Source organism: Micromonospora sp. NPDC051924 (assembly GCF_055586005.1).
On sequence record NZ_JBVJJA010000038.1, the window covers coordinates 15486 to 27958 of the forward strand.

The window sequence follows — 12473 nt, forward strand, 5'->3', positions numbered from 1 at the left end:
ATCCCCGCCGCGTTCCCCTCGTCGCATGCTGAACGTGTTTGAGGGGGCGATCGCATGACCACGGAACCCTGGGACGACCTGCCGTTCCTCGACGAACACCAGGTCCTCGTGCCGGCTCCCGCCGGCGCCGTGTGGCAGGCCCTCGCCGGGCTGGTGCCCGGCGCCGGCCCCGGCAGCGCCGCCCTCGCCCGGCTGCTCGGCACCGAGCCGCGGCGCGCCCGCGGCACGCTCTTCGAGCCGGGCGCCGCTCTGCCCGGCTTCGCGGTGGCCGAGGCGGTGCCCGGACGGCGGCTGCGCCTCACCGGCCGGCACCGGTTCTCCCGGTACGCGCTGGTCTTCACTCTGACGCCGCAGCCCGGCGGCACCCTGCTCAGCGCCCGCACGGACGCGGCGTTCCCCGGGCTGCCCGGCCGGCTCTACCACCTGCTGGTGATCGGCTCCGGCGGCCACCGCGTGCTGGTCGGGCGCATGCTGCGCGCCGTAGGCCGCCGCGCCGCCCGCTGAAGGATCAGCCGTCGAGGCCGAAGACGGCCACGGTACGCACGCCGCCGTCCCCGCCCGGCTCGGTGCGGGAGCCGATCCGCCGGAAGCCGCACTTCTCGGCGACCCTGATCGAGGCAACGTTCGCCTCGTCCGCCTCGAGGATCACCTGCCGGACGAGTCGCTCGGTCCGCGCCCAGTGGACCAGCAGCCGGACCGCGCGCGGCGCGACGCCGCGGCCCCGCTGCCGCGGGAACACGCCGTACGCGACGGTGGCCACCGCGTCGTCCCGGAACTGCAGGTTGATCATCCCCACGGGCTCGTCGGTCGCCGCGTCCGCGATCACCAGCGGTGCGGCCCGCCCGCTGTCCCACGCCTCGGCGGCGCGGGCCAGGCTGGTCCGCCGGGCCTCGGCGTCCATCGGCTCGTCGTCCAGCCAGCGACGGGCCTCCGGGTCGTGGCTGGCCGCAGCGATGGCGTCGAGGTCGGACGCCCGGCGCAGCCGCAGGCTGACCGCGCCGTCGGTGAGCGGCGCGGCGGGCGGCTCGATCGAACCGGAGCGGGCCATGGCCCGCATCGTACGGCCGGTGGCGGCTAGCCGGGGAGGTGGGTGCCACCGCCGTTGAGGTGGTACGCCCGCTCCTCCGCGCTCTCGCGCGCCCGTAGAAACCGGTCGTTCCATTCCGGGTCATCGTCGGCGATGCGATCGACCACGTGCTCGTCGAGCACCCGTCCATCCGGCGGTACGAGCCCGACCGCGACCACCGTCTGCCCATTCCGCCCGTAGTGCAGGATCTGCCAGCGTGCCGCGCGGGTCGCCCGTCGGCTGCGCCGCCCGGCGAGGGCCGCCAGCAGGAGGTAGCAGCTGACGGCGACGACCAACGTGACGCCGACGGCGAGCAGCAGGGCGAGGGCCCGCACAGCGACCTCCGCCTTACTTGAGGGGTACGGTGGCGCCGGCCCCGGGAGCGTACGTCGTCACTCCTGGGGGTAGAGCCTTGATGATGTCGATCTGGGCGCACGCGGAGCAGGCGTCGTACCCCTGCTGTCGGGTCTTGTTGGCCTCCGCTTCCGCTTTGGCCTGCGCCACCCGCGCCTGGGCCTCGCTGACCTGCGCGTACGCCGCCTGGGCTTTGTTCACCGCGTCCTGCACCGTCTGCGGCAGGGTGACTCGGGCCAGGTTGAACTTGATGCCCTCGAAGAAGTTCCCGCCCAGCATCTCGGCCAGGTCCTTGGGGAGGCTGCTGTTCACGGCTTCCTGCACCTTGGCGATGTTCGTGTTGTTGGTCTGACCTCCGGTGTCCGGATTGGCGGGTGCGGGTGTTCCGGTGCGCTGCGCGCCGTTCTGGACCAGCGCGCAACTGGAGACCAGCTCCGCGCAACGGAAGCTGTTGATCTGGATGCGCAGGTCGTTGTCGATCACGGGGCGGACGATCGCGTCGAGGAAGGTGCTCCAGCCCTCGTCTCCGTCGTAGGCGTAGCGCAGCTGGCCGTCGACGCCACGGAACTGCCGGGTGCCGAACTTCGTGTCGAACGCCTTCAGGGTGTCGGGGTCGAGGTTGAGGGTGAAGTAGATGGTGCCCTCGATACCCATTTCCACCCCGTCGCTCGACGGTGTGTTCACCACGTCGACGCCGGTCCGGTCGCCGCGCTTGGTGTCGGACGTGATCGTGTAGAAGCGCTGCTGTGCGGGGTAGCGGTGGGTGGTGGAGTACATGCCTGTCCAGGTGAGACCGGAGGCCGGCGGGATCACCTGACGCACCCGGTTGTTGTCCAACCAGCCGCCGTTGCGTACCACCCCGACCTCGCCGCCGGCTGTCTTGTCGAAGCCGCCGATGACAACGGTGAGGGCCACGATGAGCACGACCGCGCCGGCCAGGACGGCCCCCGTGATCGGCAGAACCCGCCGCGGTCCGAACCCCACCGACGGTCTGGTGTGCGGTGTGGCCATGGTGCACGCTCCCTCGCTGGTCATCGGGGCAATCCGCCCATCGCGATCAGGTTGGCAGCCGGTGTCAAGACCGTCAATCGACGCCCGTTCCTTCCCGAGCATGTGGGCTGGAGGACGCTGGCCAGCGCGATGAGCACCAAGCCGGACGAGGACGAACGAGCACCGTGGCCGCTGCGACGATCTTCAGCAGCCGCCTCATCGATACCTCATCACCGAGGCCGGCCAGCGGGCCCGAGCGGTCGGCGCGCTCGGTCCCCGCGCTACCGCCGTGGATCGGGACCGGCGGCGCCGAGCACCCCGATCACCACGGCCACCACCAGCAGCGCGGCGGGCACCGGGGCCCAGACGGGTGCCACCCGCAGCAGCAGGCCACCGAGCGCCGCGCCGGCGAGCAGGCCGCCCAACCGGGCGAGCCCGCCGCCGGTGGCGGCCAACCGGTGCGGGTCCAGCAGCCCGCGCCGCACCACGTCGGTCAACGAACCGGTGAGATACGTGGTCGACGCGCCCGGCACCCCGGCGTGGAGAGTGAGCGCGGTCTGCGTGCCGCTGGCCGCCGCCGCGACGCCCAGGAGGACCAGACCGGCCGGGTACCCGGGGCGTGCGTCGGTGGCCAGCCAGCCCACGGCCACCACGACCAGGAGCGCCACCTCGACCGCCGCCAGCACCGCCGTACGCCGGCGCCAGCCCGACGCGGCGGCGCGCAACGCCAGGCTGCCGCCGGCCACGCCGGCCGCGTACCCGCCCACCGCGACCGCTCCCCCGACGACGGCGCGCACCTGCCCGGCGGCGACGGCCCGGCCGACCTGCACCAGGTTGCCGGTGATCACGCTGGCGAAGAAGCCACCGAGCCGGGTCACGCAGACCACGTCCAGCACGCCCGACGCGACGGCCAGCACCACCAACAGGCGCAGCACCGTCGGCCGGGGCGTGGCGGGTCCACCGTCCCCGGTCACCTCGCGATGGGCACCACGTACGGGAAGCTGGCCGCGCGGGCGTCCCGGGTCACGTCGGGGCTGAGTCCGGAGGTCATACCGGTGTTGAGCACGAGGGAGAACATCACCTCGGGTGCGTTGTCGGCCATGGTGCGGCCGTTGCGGGTGGCGAAGCCGTAGTTCGCCGGCGTGCCGACCTGGTAGGACAGCACGTCCGGATAGAGGTCGCGGGCCACCTGCCGGCCGTACGCCTGCGGGTCGGGCGCGGTGCCGTTCGCCGCGACGACCCGCGCGACGGCCGTCGCGATCTCCTCGCCGTCGGCGCGCAGGTCCTCACAGGGGTGGCGGGTGTTGGCGGGGTTGGAAAAGTCGGTGTCGGTGGGCCAGAAGACCGGCCACATCATCGGGTGGCCGGCGCGGTTGATCTGCCGCCAGCCACCGGCGTCGGTGGCCAGCTTGGTCGCGGCCCAGACGCCGATCCGGGTGCCCTGGCCCAGCATCGACTCGTCGCCGGAGACCTCCAGCACGATCGAGTCGACGGTGGTGCCGGCGAAGCTGTTCTTCGCGTTCTCCGGGCGCCAGGCGGCGCGATCCAGCCGGGCGCCGTTCTTGAAGGCGTCGTTGACGGTCGCGAGCTGGTCCAGGTCGATGTAGAAGGGATCAGTGATCCGCCCGGCCCAGGCCCGCACGTGCTCGCCGGTCACCTCCGTGCCGGTGCGTCCCTGGGCGAGCAGGGTGCCGGTCGCGCCGTCGTCGCGGGCCTCGGCGCCGGTGAGCGCGTGCACGGTGAGGTCCTGTCCGCCCTGGTCGTCGAACTCGCCGAAGGCCACCCGGTAGGTCAGCTCCTCCAGCTCCGAACCGTTGACGTGGATCTTGAACTCGTACCGGGCCTCGTGGTGGAAGCCGGGCTTGATGTCCGCCTTCGTCACCGAGCTGTTCACGTCCATGATGAACACGGTGCCGCGTTCGCCGTCGAAGACGTACAGGTCGTCGAGGTAGAGCTGGCCGGTCTGGGCGGCGAGCGGCGTGTCGAGATGGTGCGACATCGGCGGACTCCTGGGGTCGCTGATCGGATTGGCAGGCCGAGCCTAATCGCTGCAAAAGCCTCATATCCTCCAATTCGGCCAGAGCTCCGGTCGCCCCGACGGGTTCGCCGAGGCCCCGGCAGCGCCATCCGCGACGTACGATCGCCTCCTACCCGCGTAGTCCCGGCAGCCCGACCGGCCGGCCGTCGAGGGGGAATTCGCAGTGGCCGCACCCCACGCCGAAGTCGCCGGCGAGAAGCCCGACGACAACGAGTACGACGTGCTCTACCGCGACACCGTCGACTCGGGCGGGCCGCCCTGGGTCATCGGCGGTCCCCAGCCGGCGCTCGCCGAGGTCCTCGACGACGGGGTGCACGGCCCGAAGGTGCTCGACGTCGGCTGCGGCACGGGTGACCTCGCGATCGCGCTCGCCCGCCGCGGCTACCAGGTGACCGCCGTCGACATCTCCCGCGTGGCGATCGGCATGGCCCACGCCAAGGCCGCCGCCGAGGGCGTGACGGTCCACTTCGAGGTCCAGGACGCCACCGGCCTGTCGTTGCCGTCGGCGCCGTTCGACTCGGTGTTCGACTCCGGTCTGCTGCACAGCCTCCACCGGCACGGCGGCGGCGAGGTGGACCACTACCTGCGACTCCTCCCGGACCTCGCCGCGCCCGCCGCGACCGTCTTCGTCCTGGCCGTGTCGTCAGAGGCAGGCCATGGTTGGGGTGTGACCGAGGAGTTCCTGCGCGCGGCCTTCACCGAGCCGCAGTGGGTCGACACGCGGATCGAGGACATCGACGTGGCCGCGGAGACGGGCGGCCAGGACCTCGTCCTGGCCGGCTTCCTGCTCCGCACGGTCCGCGCCGCCGACAGCTGACCCGAGCAGCGAGGGCCACCACGCCGGCGCGTTCGCCTACCGTGCCGCGGCCCGCAAGGACCCCGCCGGCCGTCACCCTGCGAGGGCCGCCCCGGCCCGGTCGGCCGGGCCGCTCACACCGTCCCACCGGCCGACAGCGGGACCGGCGGATCGGCCGGCGCCGGCAGCAGCACCGACAGCGCCCGGGCGTACGGGCGGAACCCGGCGGCGTCGTACATCCGGCGGGCCGGGTTGCCGTCGGCCACCGACAGGCCGACCGCCGGCAGTCCGGCCTCGCGGGCGCCCCGCAGCGCGTGGGTGAGCAGCGCCCGCCCGAAGCTGCGGCCCTGGGCGCGCGGCGCCACGGCCAGGTTCAACACCCAGGCGCAGACGTCCTCGGTCCACGGCACCGGTCCGGCGCAGAGCACATGACCGGCGCTGCGCCCGTCCGGATCGACCAGTCGAGCGGAGGCCGCCCGCAGCGGCGGCACCGGCTCACCGGTGTCGAACATCCCGCGCACCTCCTCGGTGTCGCTCGGCGTCCACGGCCCGTCCGGGTGGCCCGGCCCGTACGCCGCCGCCAACCCTTCGGCCAGCTCGTCATCCCAGCCCGGACTGCCCAGCGACCAACCGGGTGGCAGGGCCACCGGCGGCGGCACCTCGGCCAGATCGTGACGCAGGTCGGTCGCGGCCCGGTGCCGGGTGAGACCGCCGGCCACCAGCGCGTCCACCACCCCGTCGTCGGACGTCTCCAGCCGGAATCCGGCGAGATCACGGCGCACCTGCTCGGCGAGGTCGGCCCGGGACGCCCCGGGCAGCGGCCGGAGATCGGCCGCCACCCGCTTCCCGGCGTCGTCACGCAGGCGCAGGCGGGCGAGTGCCGTACCGTCGTCGGCGACGAGCAGCGAGTCGGCGGGGGCCTCGGGATGGGGTCGTACCGGCATTCGCGCGAGGCTAGCGGCTCGGGCGGTCGGACTCCACCGAGAATGCGCCCTGGCGCAGGTCGAGGGTCCAGTTCTGGCCGATCAGGTCGTGGCCGAAGCTGTGGTGCGACTCCTCCTCGGTGAGGACGAACCCGAAGGCCTGGTAGATCCTGCGGGCGGACACCAGCACGTCGTTGGTCCACAACGTGACCTGCCGGTAGCCGGCGACGCGAGCGAAGGCGAGGCAGGTCTCGACCAACCGGGTGCCCACGCCGAGGCCACGCCCGGCCGGGGTGACGAGCAGGATCCGCAGCTTGGCCACCCCGGGTGCGTCGCCGGCGACGCAGAAGACGCACCCCGCGCGGTCGCCGTCCACCTCGGCGATCCAGGCCGCCTCCGCAGCCGGGTCGTGATCGGCGGCGTAGTCGGCCACGATCCTCGCCACCAACGCCTCGAAGTCGGTGTCCCAGCCGAACTGCCGGTCGTAGACCTCACCGTGGGCCATCACCACCCAGCCCAGATCGCCGGGACGGTCGGCCCGGCGCACCACGACTCGCGGCTGTCGGTCCTGCTGGGTCATAGTTGCCCTCCCGGACGGCCGGGTGTCAGCGCACGCCACTGACACAACTGTTTCAGTAGCGGTACGCTACCCCCATGCCCCAGGCCCCGACCACCCCGTCGGCCCGACAGATCGAGCTGCTGGAGGCCGCCTACCGGTACGTGCTCGAACACGGCCTCGCCGACCTGTCACTGCGCCCGCTGGCCACGGCCATCGGCTCCAGTCCCCGAGTGCTGATGTTCCTGTTCGGCAACAAGGACGGCCTGGTGCGGGCGCTGCTGACGCGGGCCCGCACCGACGAGCTGGCAGCCCTGGACCGCCTCGGACAGACCGGCCAGGAGGCGCCCATCGGCCTGACCCCGGCCGCCGACCAGGTCTGGGCGTGGCTCGCCGCCGACGAGCACCGGCCGCTGCTGCGGCTCTGGGTCGAGGCGTACGGCCGCTCCCTCGTCGAGCCCGACGGCGCGTGGGCCGGATTCGCCCGGGCGACCGTGGACGACTGGCTCGCTGTCCTGGCCACGTGCCAACCACCGTCCGAGAGAGACAGCGAGGAGGGCACCGCCCGCCGCACCCTGGCACTGGCGGTGCTCCGCGGCGCACTGCTCGACCTCCTCGCCACCGGGGACCGGCACCGAATCACCACCGCCGTCCGGCACCAGCTGGCCCTGCTCGGGCGCTGACCGTCAACGCACGCAGGGCCCTTTCACGCGCGCCCGGCATGGCATGATCTCGCGATGGCCACGTATGAGGTCGCACTCGTGCTGCTCGTCGATCCCTCGCGCGCGGTGCTCCTGCAGCACCGCGACGAGAACACGACCGCCTCGCCCAACCAGTGGAGCCTGCCCGGCGGCCACCTCGAGCCCGGTGAGACCCCCGAGGAGGCCGCCCGCCGTGAGCTGCGGGAGGAGACCGGCCTGACAGCGGGTGAGCTCCACCCGGCCTGGAGTGGTCCCCGTCCATACGAGGAGGGCTTTCCGCACACCGTGACGGTCCACGTCTTCCGCGGCACCACCACGGCCCGGCAGGAGGACGTGGTGCTCGGCGAGGGACGCGCCGTGGTGTTCGTCCCCCGGGACGAGATCCTCGACCGCGACCTGGCGGTCACCTCAGCGCTGGTCCTGTCCCGCCATCTCGAGGGCACGGCGGCGCACCGCTAACCCGAACCGACCGGTATCGTCCGCTTTTGCCCCGTCAGATGGGAGACTGGGCGGCATGACAACGGACGGTCCGGCACCCACGGCGACCGACCCGGCGTACGCCGCCGCGCTGGACGAGGCCGAGCGTCTGCTGGGCTTCCGCCTGGAGCGCTTTCTCGGCGCCGCCCCGGGCGAGCCGGCCAACGGCGCGGACTTCAAGCGGATCGCGACCATCCACGCCTTCGGCGATGTCTGGCCGCGCACCGAGCACCTGGACACGCGGACGCGGGCCCTGGTGTCGGTGGCCATCGCGGCGACGCTGGGGGTCCTGGAGCCGCTCCGCGGCCAGCTCCGCATCGCCCTCAACGCCGGCGCCACCCGGGAGGAGATCGCCGAGCTGTTCCTCCAGGTCGCGGTGTACGCGGGGGTGGCCCGCGCGTTCGACGGCTACCAGGTCGCGGCCCAGGTCTTCGCCGAGAGCCGGGAACGCTGAGACCTCAGTCAGCGGCGCTGCCCGAGGATCAGTCGCGGGTGAGCCCGGGCGGGAGGGCGTCCTCGTCGAGCCCGACCGGACGGGCGTTGACCAGCGGATTGCGGTGCAGGGCGGCGATCAGCGCGGCCCCGCCGCCGATGTCGGTCCAGGTGTCGTCCCAGAGGGCGGAGACGAGCCACGAGTGATCCGCCGGAAAGAACAGATCAGGTAGTGACCCCTCGCCGCGCATGTGGCCGGTCCGCCAGGTCAGGGCCTGTTCGGGTCCGGCTTCGACCAGCAGATAGGGCCAGTCCCAGTAGAGGGACAGCGCCGGAGCGCCGGGGAAGACGATGTCGTGTGCGCCGGTGTCGAGATAGCCCAGCCACCACGGCTGGTCCGGGGTGTGCCCGGTGAGCTCGTCGACCAGGGCGCGCTCATGGGCTTTGATGCTGACACCGTCCGGCGCGTAGCAGGTGGCGTAGGCCTCGAACACCGGCGGGATCGCCGCGGTGATCGACCGGCCCTGCGTGGTCCGGCCGGCGAGCCAGGCGACGTCGCCGGCCGTGCCGATCCGCCAGCTCCGCCCGTCCCTGTTGACCTCCATAAGCCCCATCCAACCCGATACGCCGGTCGAACGGGCTCGACCGCGAACCGTCCGACGCCAGGGGTCGAGGTGGCTCACCTACCCTCGGGCCACCTCGATCCGGCTGCACACAACCTCGATGTCGCCGGAACGGATCATCTCGTCAACTGCCGCCACCATGGCAGCAACACCGGGCTCGGGGACGATCACCTGATCCGAGCACCAGAAGTAGCGACCACCGCCGGCTTCACCGGTGCCGGCGTGTCTGCGCAGAACGTCCTTCACCGCGTCGACGGTGAGGAAGGTGGCGTACCGGTGAGCGCCGTCGGCAAGGTAGATGTGCGCATCGACGTTGTCGACCGTCTCCGGCGCTTCGCCGCCGCCGAGCATGAACTGCACGACAGCGCCATCGGTCTCGACGACGTGTCCGTACATGTCATCCGGCAAGCCGTGAATCTCGCGCACTCCGTCACCTACCATGACGCGCACCCCGCTCCGGGCGACCCGGAGGCCGCCCTGCTTCAGCCGTCCGCAACCCACCACAGCGCCGGAGCCCGACCATGAAGCTGTCCCCAGGAGCCACCGGCTTCACCCTACGACCCGGCGACCGAGTGGAGCTCACGGCGTTCACCGCCGTTTGCCACCACGCCGCCCGCACCCTCGGCGCCACCGTCACCGGCATCACTCCTGCCGGCGTCACGCCCAACTTCCACACCATCGGCATCACCCGCGGCCAGGAGCACACCGAGGTGCTGCGGCACACCATCCTGCCGCTCATCGCGTTCGCCCGTCCCCGACCGAGCGGCGACACCACCATCACGTTCCTCGACCACCCTGACCTCGCCGCCGCCGTCACCAACCTGACCGACGCCAAGGTCCTCACGGTCGAACAGTTACGAACCCCGCTCTCGGCGCTCGACCTGAGCGCTCTGGACTCCGCCGAACACGACCAGATCGACTACTGGAAGCCGAACACCGTCGGCGAGGTGCTGTTCAACTTCTGGGACTGAACACGTGGTGGTGGCCGGCGGAACGGGTTTCACTCCGTGTCTGAGCGGTGGGCGCGGAAGGCGACCCGGTCATGCAGGCGACTCCGTGATCCCCACAGGTAGTAGGCGGGGACGCCTCGGTTCAAGCCGGATCGGTAGATGCCCACACCGCGGACGGACGCGCCAGCGCGTATGAACGGCGCCTGGATGACCAAGGCCTTCCAGACCAGCTCGTCGAAGCTGAACGAGGTGCGGTTCTCAGCTCTGACCCGAACGCCGGCCCGTTCGCCGCCCTTCGGGCCGAACGGGAGCAGGTACACCTCTGACGCCTCGAGCGTCTCGGTCGTTGGACAGTCGGCAGACCGCCAGTCTCGCGCTGACGCCTCGGATGACTCCAGTGCTTCCGCCGGCCAGGACAGCACGTGGCATTGCGCAACAGTGAACGGAAGGTCCGGCCGGTGCAGCGCTCGTTCGGCCCCGGTCAACGGCTCCGAGCGGACATACGTGGCCTTCTCCGCCAAGGCGGAAACGGTGGCAACGTAATAGCTGACGCGACGCTTCTTGACCTCGCCGAGGTTGGCCAGTCCCCAATCGCCGAGGTGCGGCCACCACGTGTCGTACATGGCCACATCGCTGGTGCGGGCCAGGACGCGCAACGGGCGGTCATCGTGCGACCAGTGACAAACGGCTCCTACCTGCACCCGGGACGGCTCCATGTTCGGACCCTACGGCCACCGGCGGGCGGCAGCAGCGTCAGGTGAGACACGCGCAGAACACCGCCGACGGCATCCTGCTGCGCAGCCTGCCCAACCCCTGGCACCGAACCGACGCCACCTTCCGCATTCACGACGCCGATCAACTGATCACCGAAGTCGCTCGATCCACGACCAGGGCCACCGCCCGGTTCAAGGCCCGCGCACCGGAACCACCACGGCAGACGACGATCGGCGAGCGAGGCGGACAATGACCCCTCTACCGTCTCGGCGACCGATGCCATACTCCTCGAATGCCAGACAGAGCCGCAACGACTCGGCTGGTCGCAGCGGCAGCACGGCAGCATCTACAGCCGCTTGGACTGCATCGGCGAGGCACATCACGCGTCTGGTTCGACGATCGAGGCTGGTGCCTCATCGTCGTTGAGTTCCAACCTTCCCGCTCGAACGGCACCTACCTCAACGTCGGCGCGATGTGGCTGTGGCACGGACGCGACCACTGGTCATTCGACGACGGCGACGGCATCTACTGGCGCAACGACGCCGCCTTCGTCACACAGCCGCCGATCGGCGAGACCGGCTGGACAAACTTTCTCGACGTCGTCAACGCTGAACAGTTCACCCGCGACATCACCATGGTCGCCGGTGTTGCCGCACAGCGTGTCGAGCAGCTGCGCAGCCAGTTCCCTGACCCCACCGCCACCGCGCGCCAGCTGGCCTCTCGCACGACCAGGCGCGGCGAGTCGCCCCTGCTGGCACGCCTACAACATCGGAGCCGCAGCAGCGCTGGCCGGCGACCCCGACACCGCACGACAAGCGTTCCACCGCATCACCGTCGGCAACCTCGACCCGGACTGGGCCCATGACCTCGCCCAGCACGCAAGACAACTAGCCGTCCTCGCGGGCAACCCGTCTGCTCTGCAGCAGCGCAGCAGGTGCACCTTGCGCTCCACCGCAGGGCGGGTCCGGTTCGGGGCCCAGTGCGGACGGCTGGACCGGTCAGCCATGCCAGCGACCCCTTCCGCCCGGTACCGGTCGGCCCACCGCTTCGCGGTATTCAGGGCCCGGCCCCGTAGGTAAGGGTGGGCCCGGGCCGGTGGGTTGATCGGTCCGCGAGTCTTGATCGCTGCCGAGTCTGCTGATTCGCTGGCCGACATGACTGAGCTCGGACCCGTCGCCTGGCCGCCTGAGCCGATCCGGACCGAAAGGCTCGTGCTCCGCGAGTCCGAGCCCCGGGACCGTTCGGCGTTCATCGAGCTGCTGGCGTCGCCAGAGGTGCACACCTACCTCGGCGGCCCCCGGCCGCGTGACGAGCTTGAGCGCGAGATGCCCGGGGCGCCCGAGCGGTGGCCCGGGAGTTTCGTCGTTGATCTCGACGGGGCGATGATCGGCCAGATCCTGCTCAGGAGAGCGACGGGGCACCGTCGCCCGGCTGCCGCGGGGAAGGCCGATCTCGGTTACCTGTTCCTGCCGCGGGCGTGGGGATTCGGGTACGCCGCCGAGGCGTGCGCGGCGGCACTCGACTGGTTCGACGGCGTCCTTCCCGGCGAGCCGGTGGTCCTCAGCACCCAAACCGCCAACGTCGGCTCGATGCGCCTCGCGGCAAAGCTGGGGTTCACCGAGGTAGAGCGGTTCCGGGCCTGGGGCGCCGAGCAGTGGCTCGGCATGCGGTCCCCGGTCACGCCGTCTGCTTGAGCTCGTGCTCGACAGCACTGCTAGGACGGAGCCCAGCGCTGTTGAAACTCATGAACATCTCATCAGGCAGACACGGCCGAACGCCTCCCGAAACGCTGTCGCAGCGCTGTCCGTTCTCGTGGACGAAGCCAGACGTCCTGGGGCGCGGTGTGGTCAGAC

19 protein-coding genes and 1 pseudogene are annotated in these 12473 nt (G+C 71.6%); 9 read left to right on the forward strand and 11 right to left on the reverse strand.

Annotated elements, in window-relative coordinates:
• Positions 1-54: 54 nt before the first annotated feature.
• Positions 55-504: a hypothetical protein gene (locus ACZ6S5_RS25895; RefSeq protein ID WP_466004489.1), complete on the forward strand. Its 450-nt coding sequence runs from the start codon at positions 55-57 to the stop codon at positions 502-504.
• A gap of 4 nt (positions 505-508) precedes the next feature.
• On the opposite strand, the gene ACZ6S5_RS25900 is transcribed toward ACZ6S5_RS25895, so the two are convergent.
• The 5 genes from ACZ6S5_RS25900 to ACZ6S5_RS25920 all read right to left on the reverse strand — a co-directional run bounded on the left by ACZ6S5_RS25900 (position 509) and on the right by ACZ6S5_RS25920 (position 4409).
• Entirely contained in the window at positions 509-1048 is a 540-nt protein-coding gene (locus tag ACZ6S5_RS25900; protein WP_466004490.1) for a GNAT family N-acetyltransferase, read from the reverse strand.
• Positions 1049-1074: 26 nt separating this feature from the next.
• The gene (locus ACZ6S5_RS25905; RefSeq protein ID WP_466004491.1) at positions 1075-1401 is read right to left on the reverse strand and encodes a hypothetical protein; all 327 of its coding nucleotides are present in this window, start codon (positions 1399-1401) and stop codon (positions 1075-1077) included.
• Between the two features lie 13 nt (positions 1402-1414).
• The gene (locus ACZ6S5_RS25910) at positions 1415-2431 is read right to left on the reverse strand and encodes an SPFH domain-containing protein (protein ID WP_466004493.1); all 1017 of its coding nucleotides are present in this window, start codon (positions 2429-2431) and stop codon (positions 1415-1417) included.
• Between the two features lie 260 nt (positions 2432-2691).
• Complete coding sequence (locus ACZ6S5_RS25915) at positions 2692-3384, reverse strand: DUF1275 family protein (RefSeq protein ID WP_466004495.1); 693 nt, start codon at positions 3382-3384, stop codon at positions 2692-2694.
• A complete protein-coding gene (locus tag ACZ6S5_RS25920; protein ID WP_466004496.1) occupies positions 3381-4409 on the reverse strand; it encodes a DUF4331 family protein in 1029 nt (342 codons plus the stop codon). The genes ACZ6S5_RS25915 and ACZ6S5_RS25920 overlap by 4 nt, the downstream gene beginning before the upstream one ends.
• A gap of 202 nt (positions 4410-4611) precedes the next feature.
• Here ACZ6S5_RS25920 and ACZ6S5_RS25925 point away from each other — a divergent pair, with 202 nt between their 5' ends.
• Positions 4612-5265 (forward strand): class I SAM-dependent methyltransferase, encoded by a 654-nt coding sequence (locus ACZ6S5_RS25925; protein WP_466004498.1) that lies wholly within the window; start codon positions 4612-4614, stop codon positions 5263-5265.
• A gap of 113 nt (positions 5266-5378) precedes the next feature.
• Here the strand turns inward: ACZ6S5_RS25925 and ACZ6S5_RS25930 are convergent, their stop codons facing one another.
• Both ACZ6S5_RS25930 and ACZ6S5_RS25935 read right to left on the reverse strand, forming a co-directional pair.
• Positions 5379-6188 (reverse strand): GNAT family N-acetyltransferase, encoded by an 810-nt coding sequence (locus ACZ6S5_RS25930; protein WP_466004499.1) that lies wholly within the window; start codon positions 6186-6188, stop codon positions 5379-5381.
• A gap of 10 nt (positions 6189-6198) precedes the next feature.
• Complete coding sequence (locus ACZ6S5_RS25935) at positions 6199-6747, reverse strand: GNAT family N-acetyltransferase (RefSeq protein ID WP_466004501.1); 549 nt, start codon at positions 6745-6747, stop codon at positions 6199-6201.
• Between the two features lie 74 nt (positions 6748-6821).
• On the opposite strand from ACZ6S5_RS25935, the gene ACZ6S5_RS25940 reads away from it, so the two are divergent.
• The 3 genes from ACZ6S5_RS25940 to ACZ6S5_RS25950 are packed head-to-tail and all read left to right on the forward strand — an operon-like array spanning position 6822 to position 8355.
• A complete protein-coding gene (locus tag ACZ6S5_RS25940; RefSeq protein WP_466004503.1) occupies positions 6822-7406 on the forward strand; it encodes a TetR family transcriptional regulator in 585 nt (194 codons plus the stop codon).
• Positions 7407-7460: 54 nt separating this feature from the next.
• Positions 7461-7883, forward strand: coding sequence for an NUDIX hydrolase (locus ACZ6S5_RS25945; protein WP_466004504.1), 423 nt, complete (start codon positions 7461-7463; stop codon positions 7881-7883).
• A 55-nt stretch (positions 7884-7938) separates the two neighbouring features.
• Complete coding sequence (locus ACZ6S5_RS25950) at positions 7939-8355, forward strand: carboxymuconolactone decarboxylase family protein (RefSeq protein ID WP_466004506.1); 417 nt, start codon at positions 7939-7941, stop codon at positions 8353-8355.
• Positions 8356-8383: 28 nt separating this feature from the next.
• On the opposite strand, the gene ACZ6S5_RS25955 is transcribed toward ACZ6S5_RS25950, so the two are convergent.
• Both ACZ6S5_RS25955 and ACZ6S5_RS25960 read right to left on the reverse strand, forming a co-directional pair.
• Positions 8384-8938, reverse strand: coding sequence for a hypothetical protein (locus tag ACZ6S5_RS25955; protein ID WP_466004507.1), 555 nt, complete (start codon positions 8936-8938; stop codon positions 8384-8386).
• Positions 8939-9016: 78 nt separating this feature from the next.
• Positions 9017-9382, reverse strand: a complete 366-nt coding sequence (locus tag ACZ6S5_RS25960; RefSeq protein ID WP_466004509.1) for a hypothetical protein — start codon at positions 9380-9382, stop codon at positions 9017-9019.
• A 95-nt stretch (positions 9383-9477) separates the two neighbouring features.
• Here ACZ6S5_RS25960 and ACZ6S5_RS25965 point away from each other — a divergent pair, with 95 nt between their 5' ends.
• Positions 9478-9927 carry a hypothetical protein gene (locus ACZ6S5_RS25965; RefSeq protein ID WP_466004511.1) on the forward strand — a complete coding sequence of 150 codons (450 nt, stop codon included), beginning with the start codon at positions 9478-9480 and terminating at the stop codon, positions 9925-9927.
• Between the two features lie 29 nt (positions 9928-9956).
• Here ACZ6S5_RS25965 and ACZ6S5_RS25970 read toward each other — a convergent pair whose 3' ends face one another.
• On the reverse strand, positions 9957-10622 hold the full coding sequence (locus ACZ6S5_RS25970) for a hypothetical protein (RefSeq protein WP_466004513.1): 666 nt from the start codon (positions 10620-10622) through the stop codon (positions 9957-9959).
• Positions 10623-10663: 41 nt separating this feature from the next.
• On the opposite strand from ACZ6S5_RS25970, the gene ACZ6S5_RS25975 reads away from it, so the two are divergent.
• On the forward strand, positions 10664-10873 hold the full coding sequence (locus ACZ6S5_RS25975) for a hypothetical protein (protein ID WP_466004515.1): 210 nt from the start codon (positions 10664-10666) through the stop codon (positions 10871-10873).
• A 39-nt stretch (positions 10874-10912) separates the two neighbouring features.
• A complete protein-coding gene (locus ACZ6S5_RS25980; RefSeq protein WP_466004597.1) occupies positions 10913-11485 on the forward strand; it encodes a hypothetical protein in 573 nt (190 codons plus the stop codon).
• 72 nt (positions 11486-11557) lie between these two features.
• Here the strand turns inward: ACZ6S5_RS25980 and ACZ6S5_RS25985 are convergent.
• Positions 11558-11776: pseudogene (locus tag ACZ6S5_RS25985) on the reverse strand (leucine zipper domain-containing protein); the annotation flags it as partial.
• On the opposite strand from ACZ6S5_RS25985, the gene ACZ6S5_RS25990 reads away from it, so the two are divergent.
• Positions 11739-12314: a GNAT family N-acetyltransferase gene (locus ACZ6S5_RS25990; RefSeq protein ID WP_466004517.1), complete on the forward strand. Its 576-nt coding sequence runs from the start codon at positions 11739-11741 to the stop codon at positions 12312-12314. The pseudogene ACZ6S5_RS25985 and the gene ACZ6S5_RS25990 sit on opposite strands and share 38 nt — an antisense overlap.
• Positions 12315-12473: the final 159 nt, after the last annotated feature.

Excerpts from the sequence above, each read along its gene's own strand:
- ACZ6S5_RS25930 (WP_466004499.1), bottom strand. The coding sequence starts at position 6,188 with ATGCCGGTACGACCCCATCCCGAGGCCCCCGCCGACTCGCTGCTCGTC.
- ACZ6S5_RS25940 (WP_466004503.1), top strand. The coding sequence starts at position 6,822 with ATGCCCCAGGCCCCGACCACCCCGTCGGCCCGACAGATCGAGCTGCTG.
- ACZ6S5_RS25935 (WP_466004501.1), bottom strand. The coding sequence starts at position 6,747 with ATGACCCAGCAGGACCGACAGCCGCGAGTCGTGGTGCGCCGGGCCGAC.
- ACZ6S5_RS25900 (WP_466004490.1), bottom strand. The coding sequence starts at position 1,048 with ATGGCCCGCTCCGGTTCGATCGAGCCGCCCGCCGCGCCGCTCACCGAC.
- ACZ6S5_RS25895 (WP_466004489.1), top strand. The coding sequence starts at position 55 with ATGACCACGGAACCCTGGGACGACCTGCCGTTCCTCGACGAACACCAG.
- ACZ6S5_RS25950 (WP_466004506.1), top strand. The coding sequence starts at position 7,939 with ATGACAACGGACGGTCCGGCACCCACGGCGACCGACCCGGCGTACGCC.
- ACZ6S5_RS25965 (WP_466004511.1), top strand. The coding sequence starts at position 9,478 with ATGAAGCTGTCCCCAGGAGCCACCGGCTTCACCCTACGACCCGGCGAC.
- ACZ6S5_RS25970 (WP_466004513.1), bottom strand. The coding sequence starts at position 10,622 with ATGGAGCCGTCCCGGGTGCAGGTAGGAGCCGTTTGTCACTGGTCGCAC.
- ACZ6S5_RS25980 (WP_466004597.1), top strand. The coding sequence starts at position 10,913 with ATGCCAGACAGAGCCGCAACGACTCGGCTGGTCGCAGCGGCAGCACGG.
- ACZ6S5_RS25910 (WP_466004493.1), bottom strand. The coding sequence starts at position 2,431 with ATGGCCACACCGCACACCAGACCGTCGGTGGGGTTCGGACCGCGGCGG.
- ACZ6S5_RS25920 (WP_466004496.1), bottom strand. The coding sequence starts at position 4,409 with ATGTCGCACCATCTCGACACGCCGCTCGCCGCCCAGACCGGCCAGCTC.
- ACZ6S5_RS25945 (WP_466004504.1), top strand. The coding sequence starts at position 7,461 with ATGGCCACGTATGAGGTCGCACTCGTGCTGCTCGTCGATCCCTCGCGC.
- ACZ6S5_RS25955 (WP_466004507.1), bottom strand. The coding sequence starts at position 8,938 with ATGGAGGTCAACAGGGACGGGCGGAGCTGGCGGATCGGCACGGCCGGC.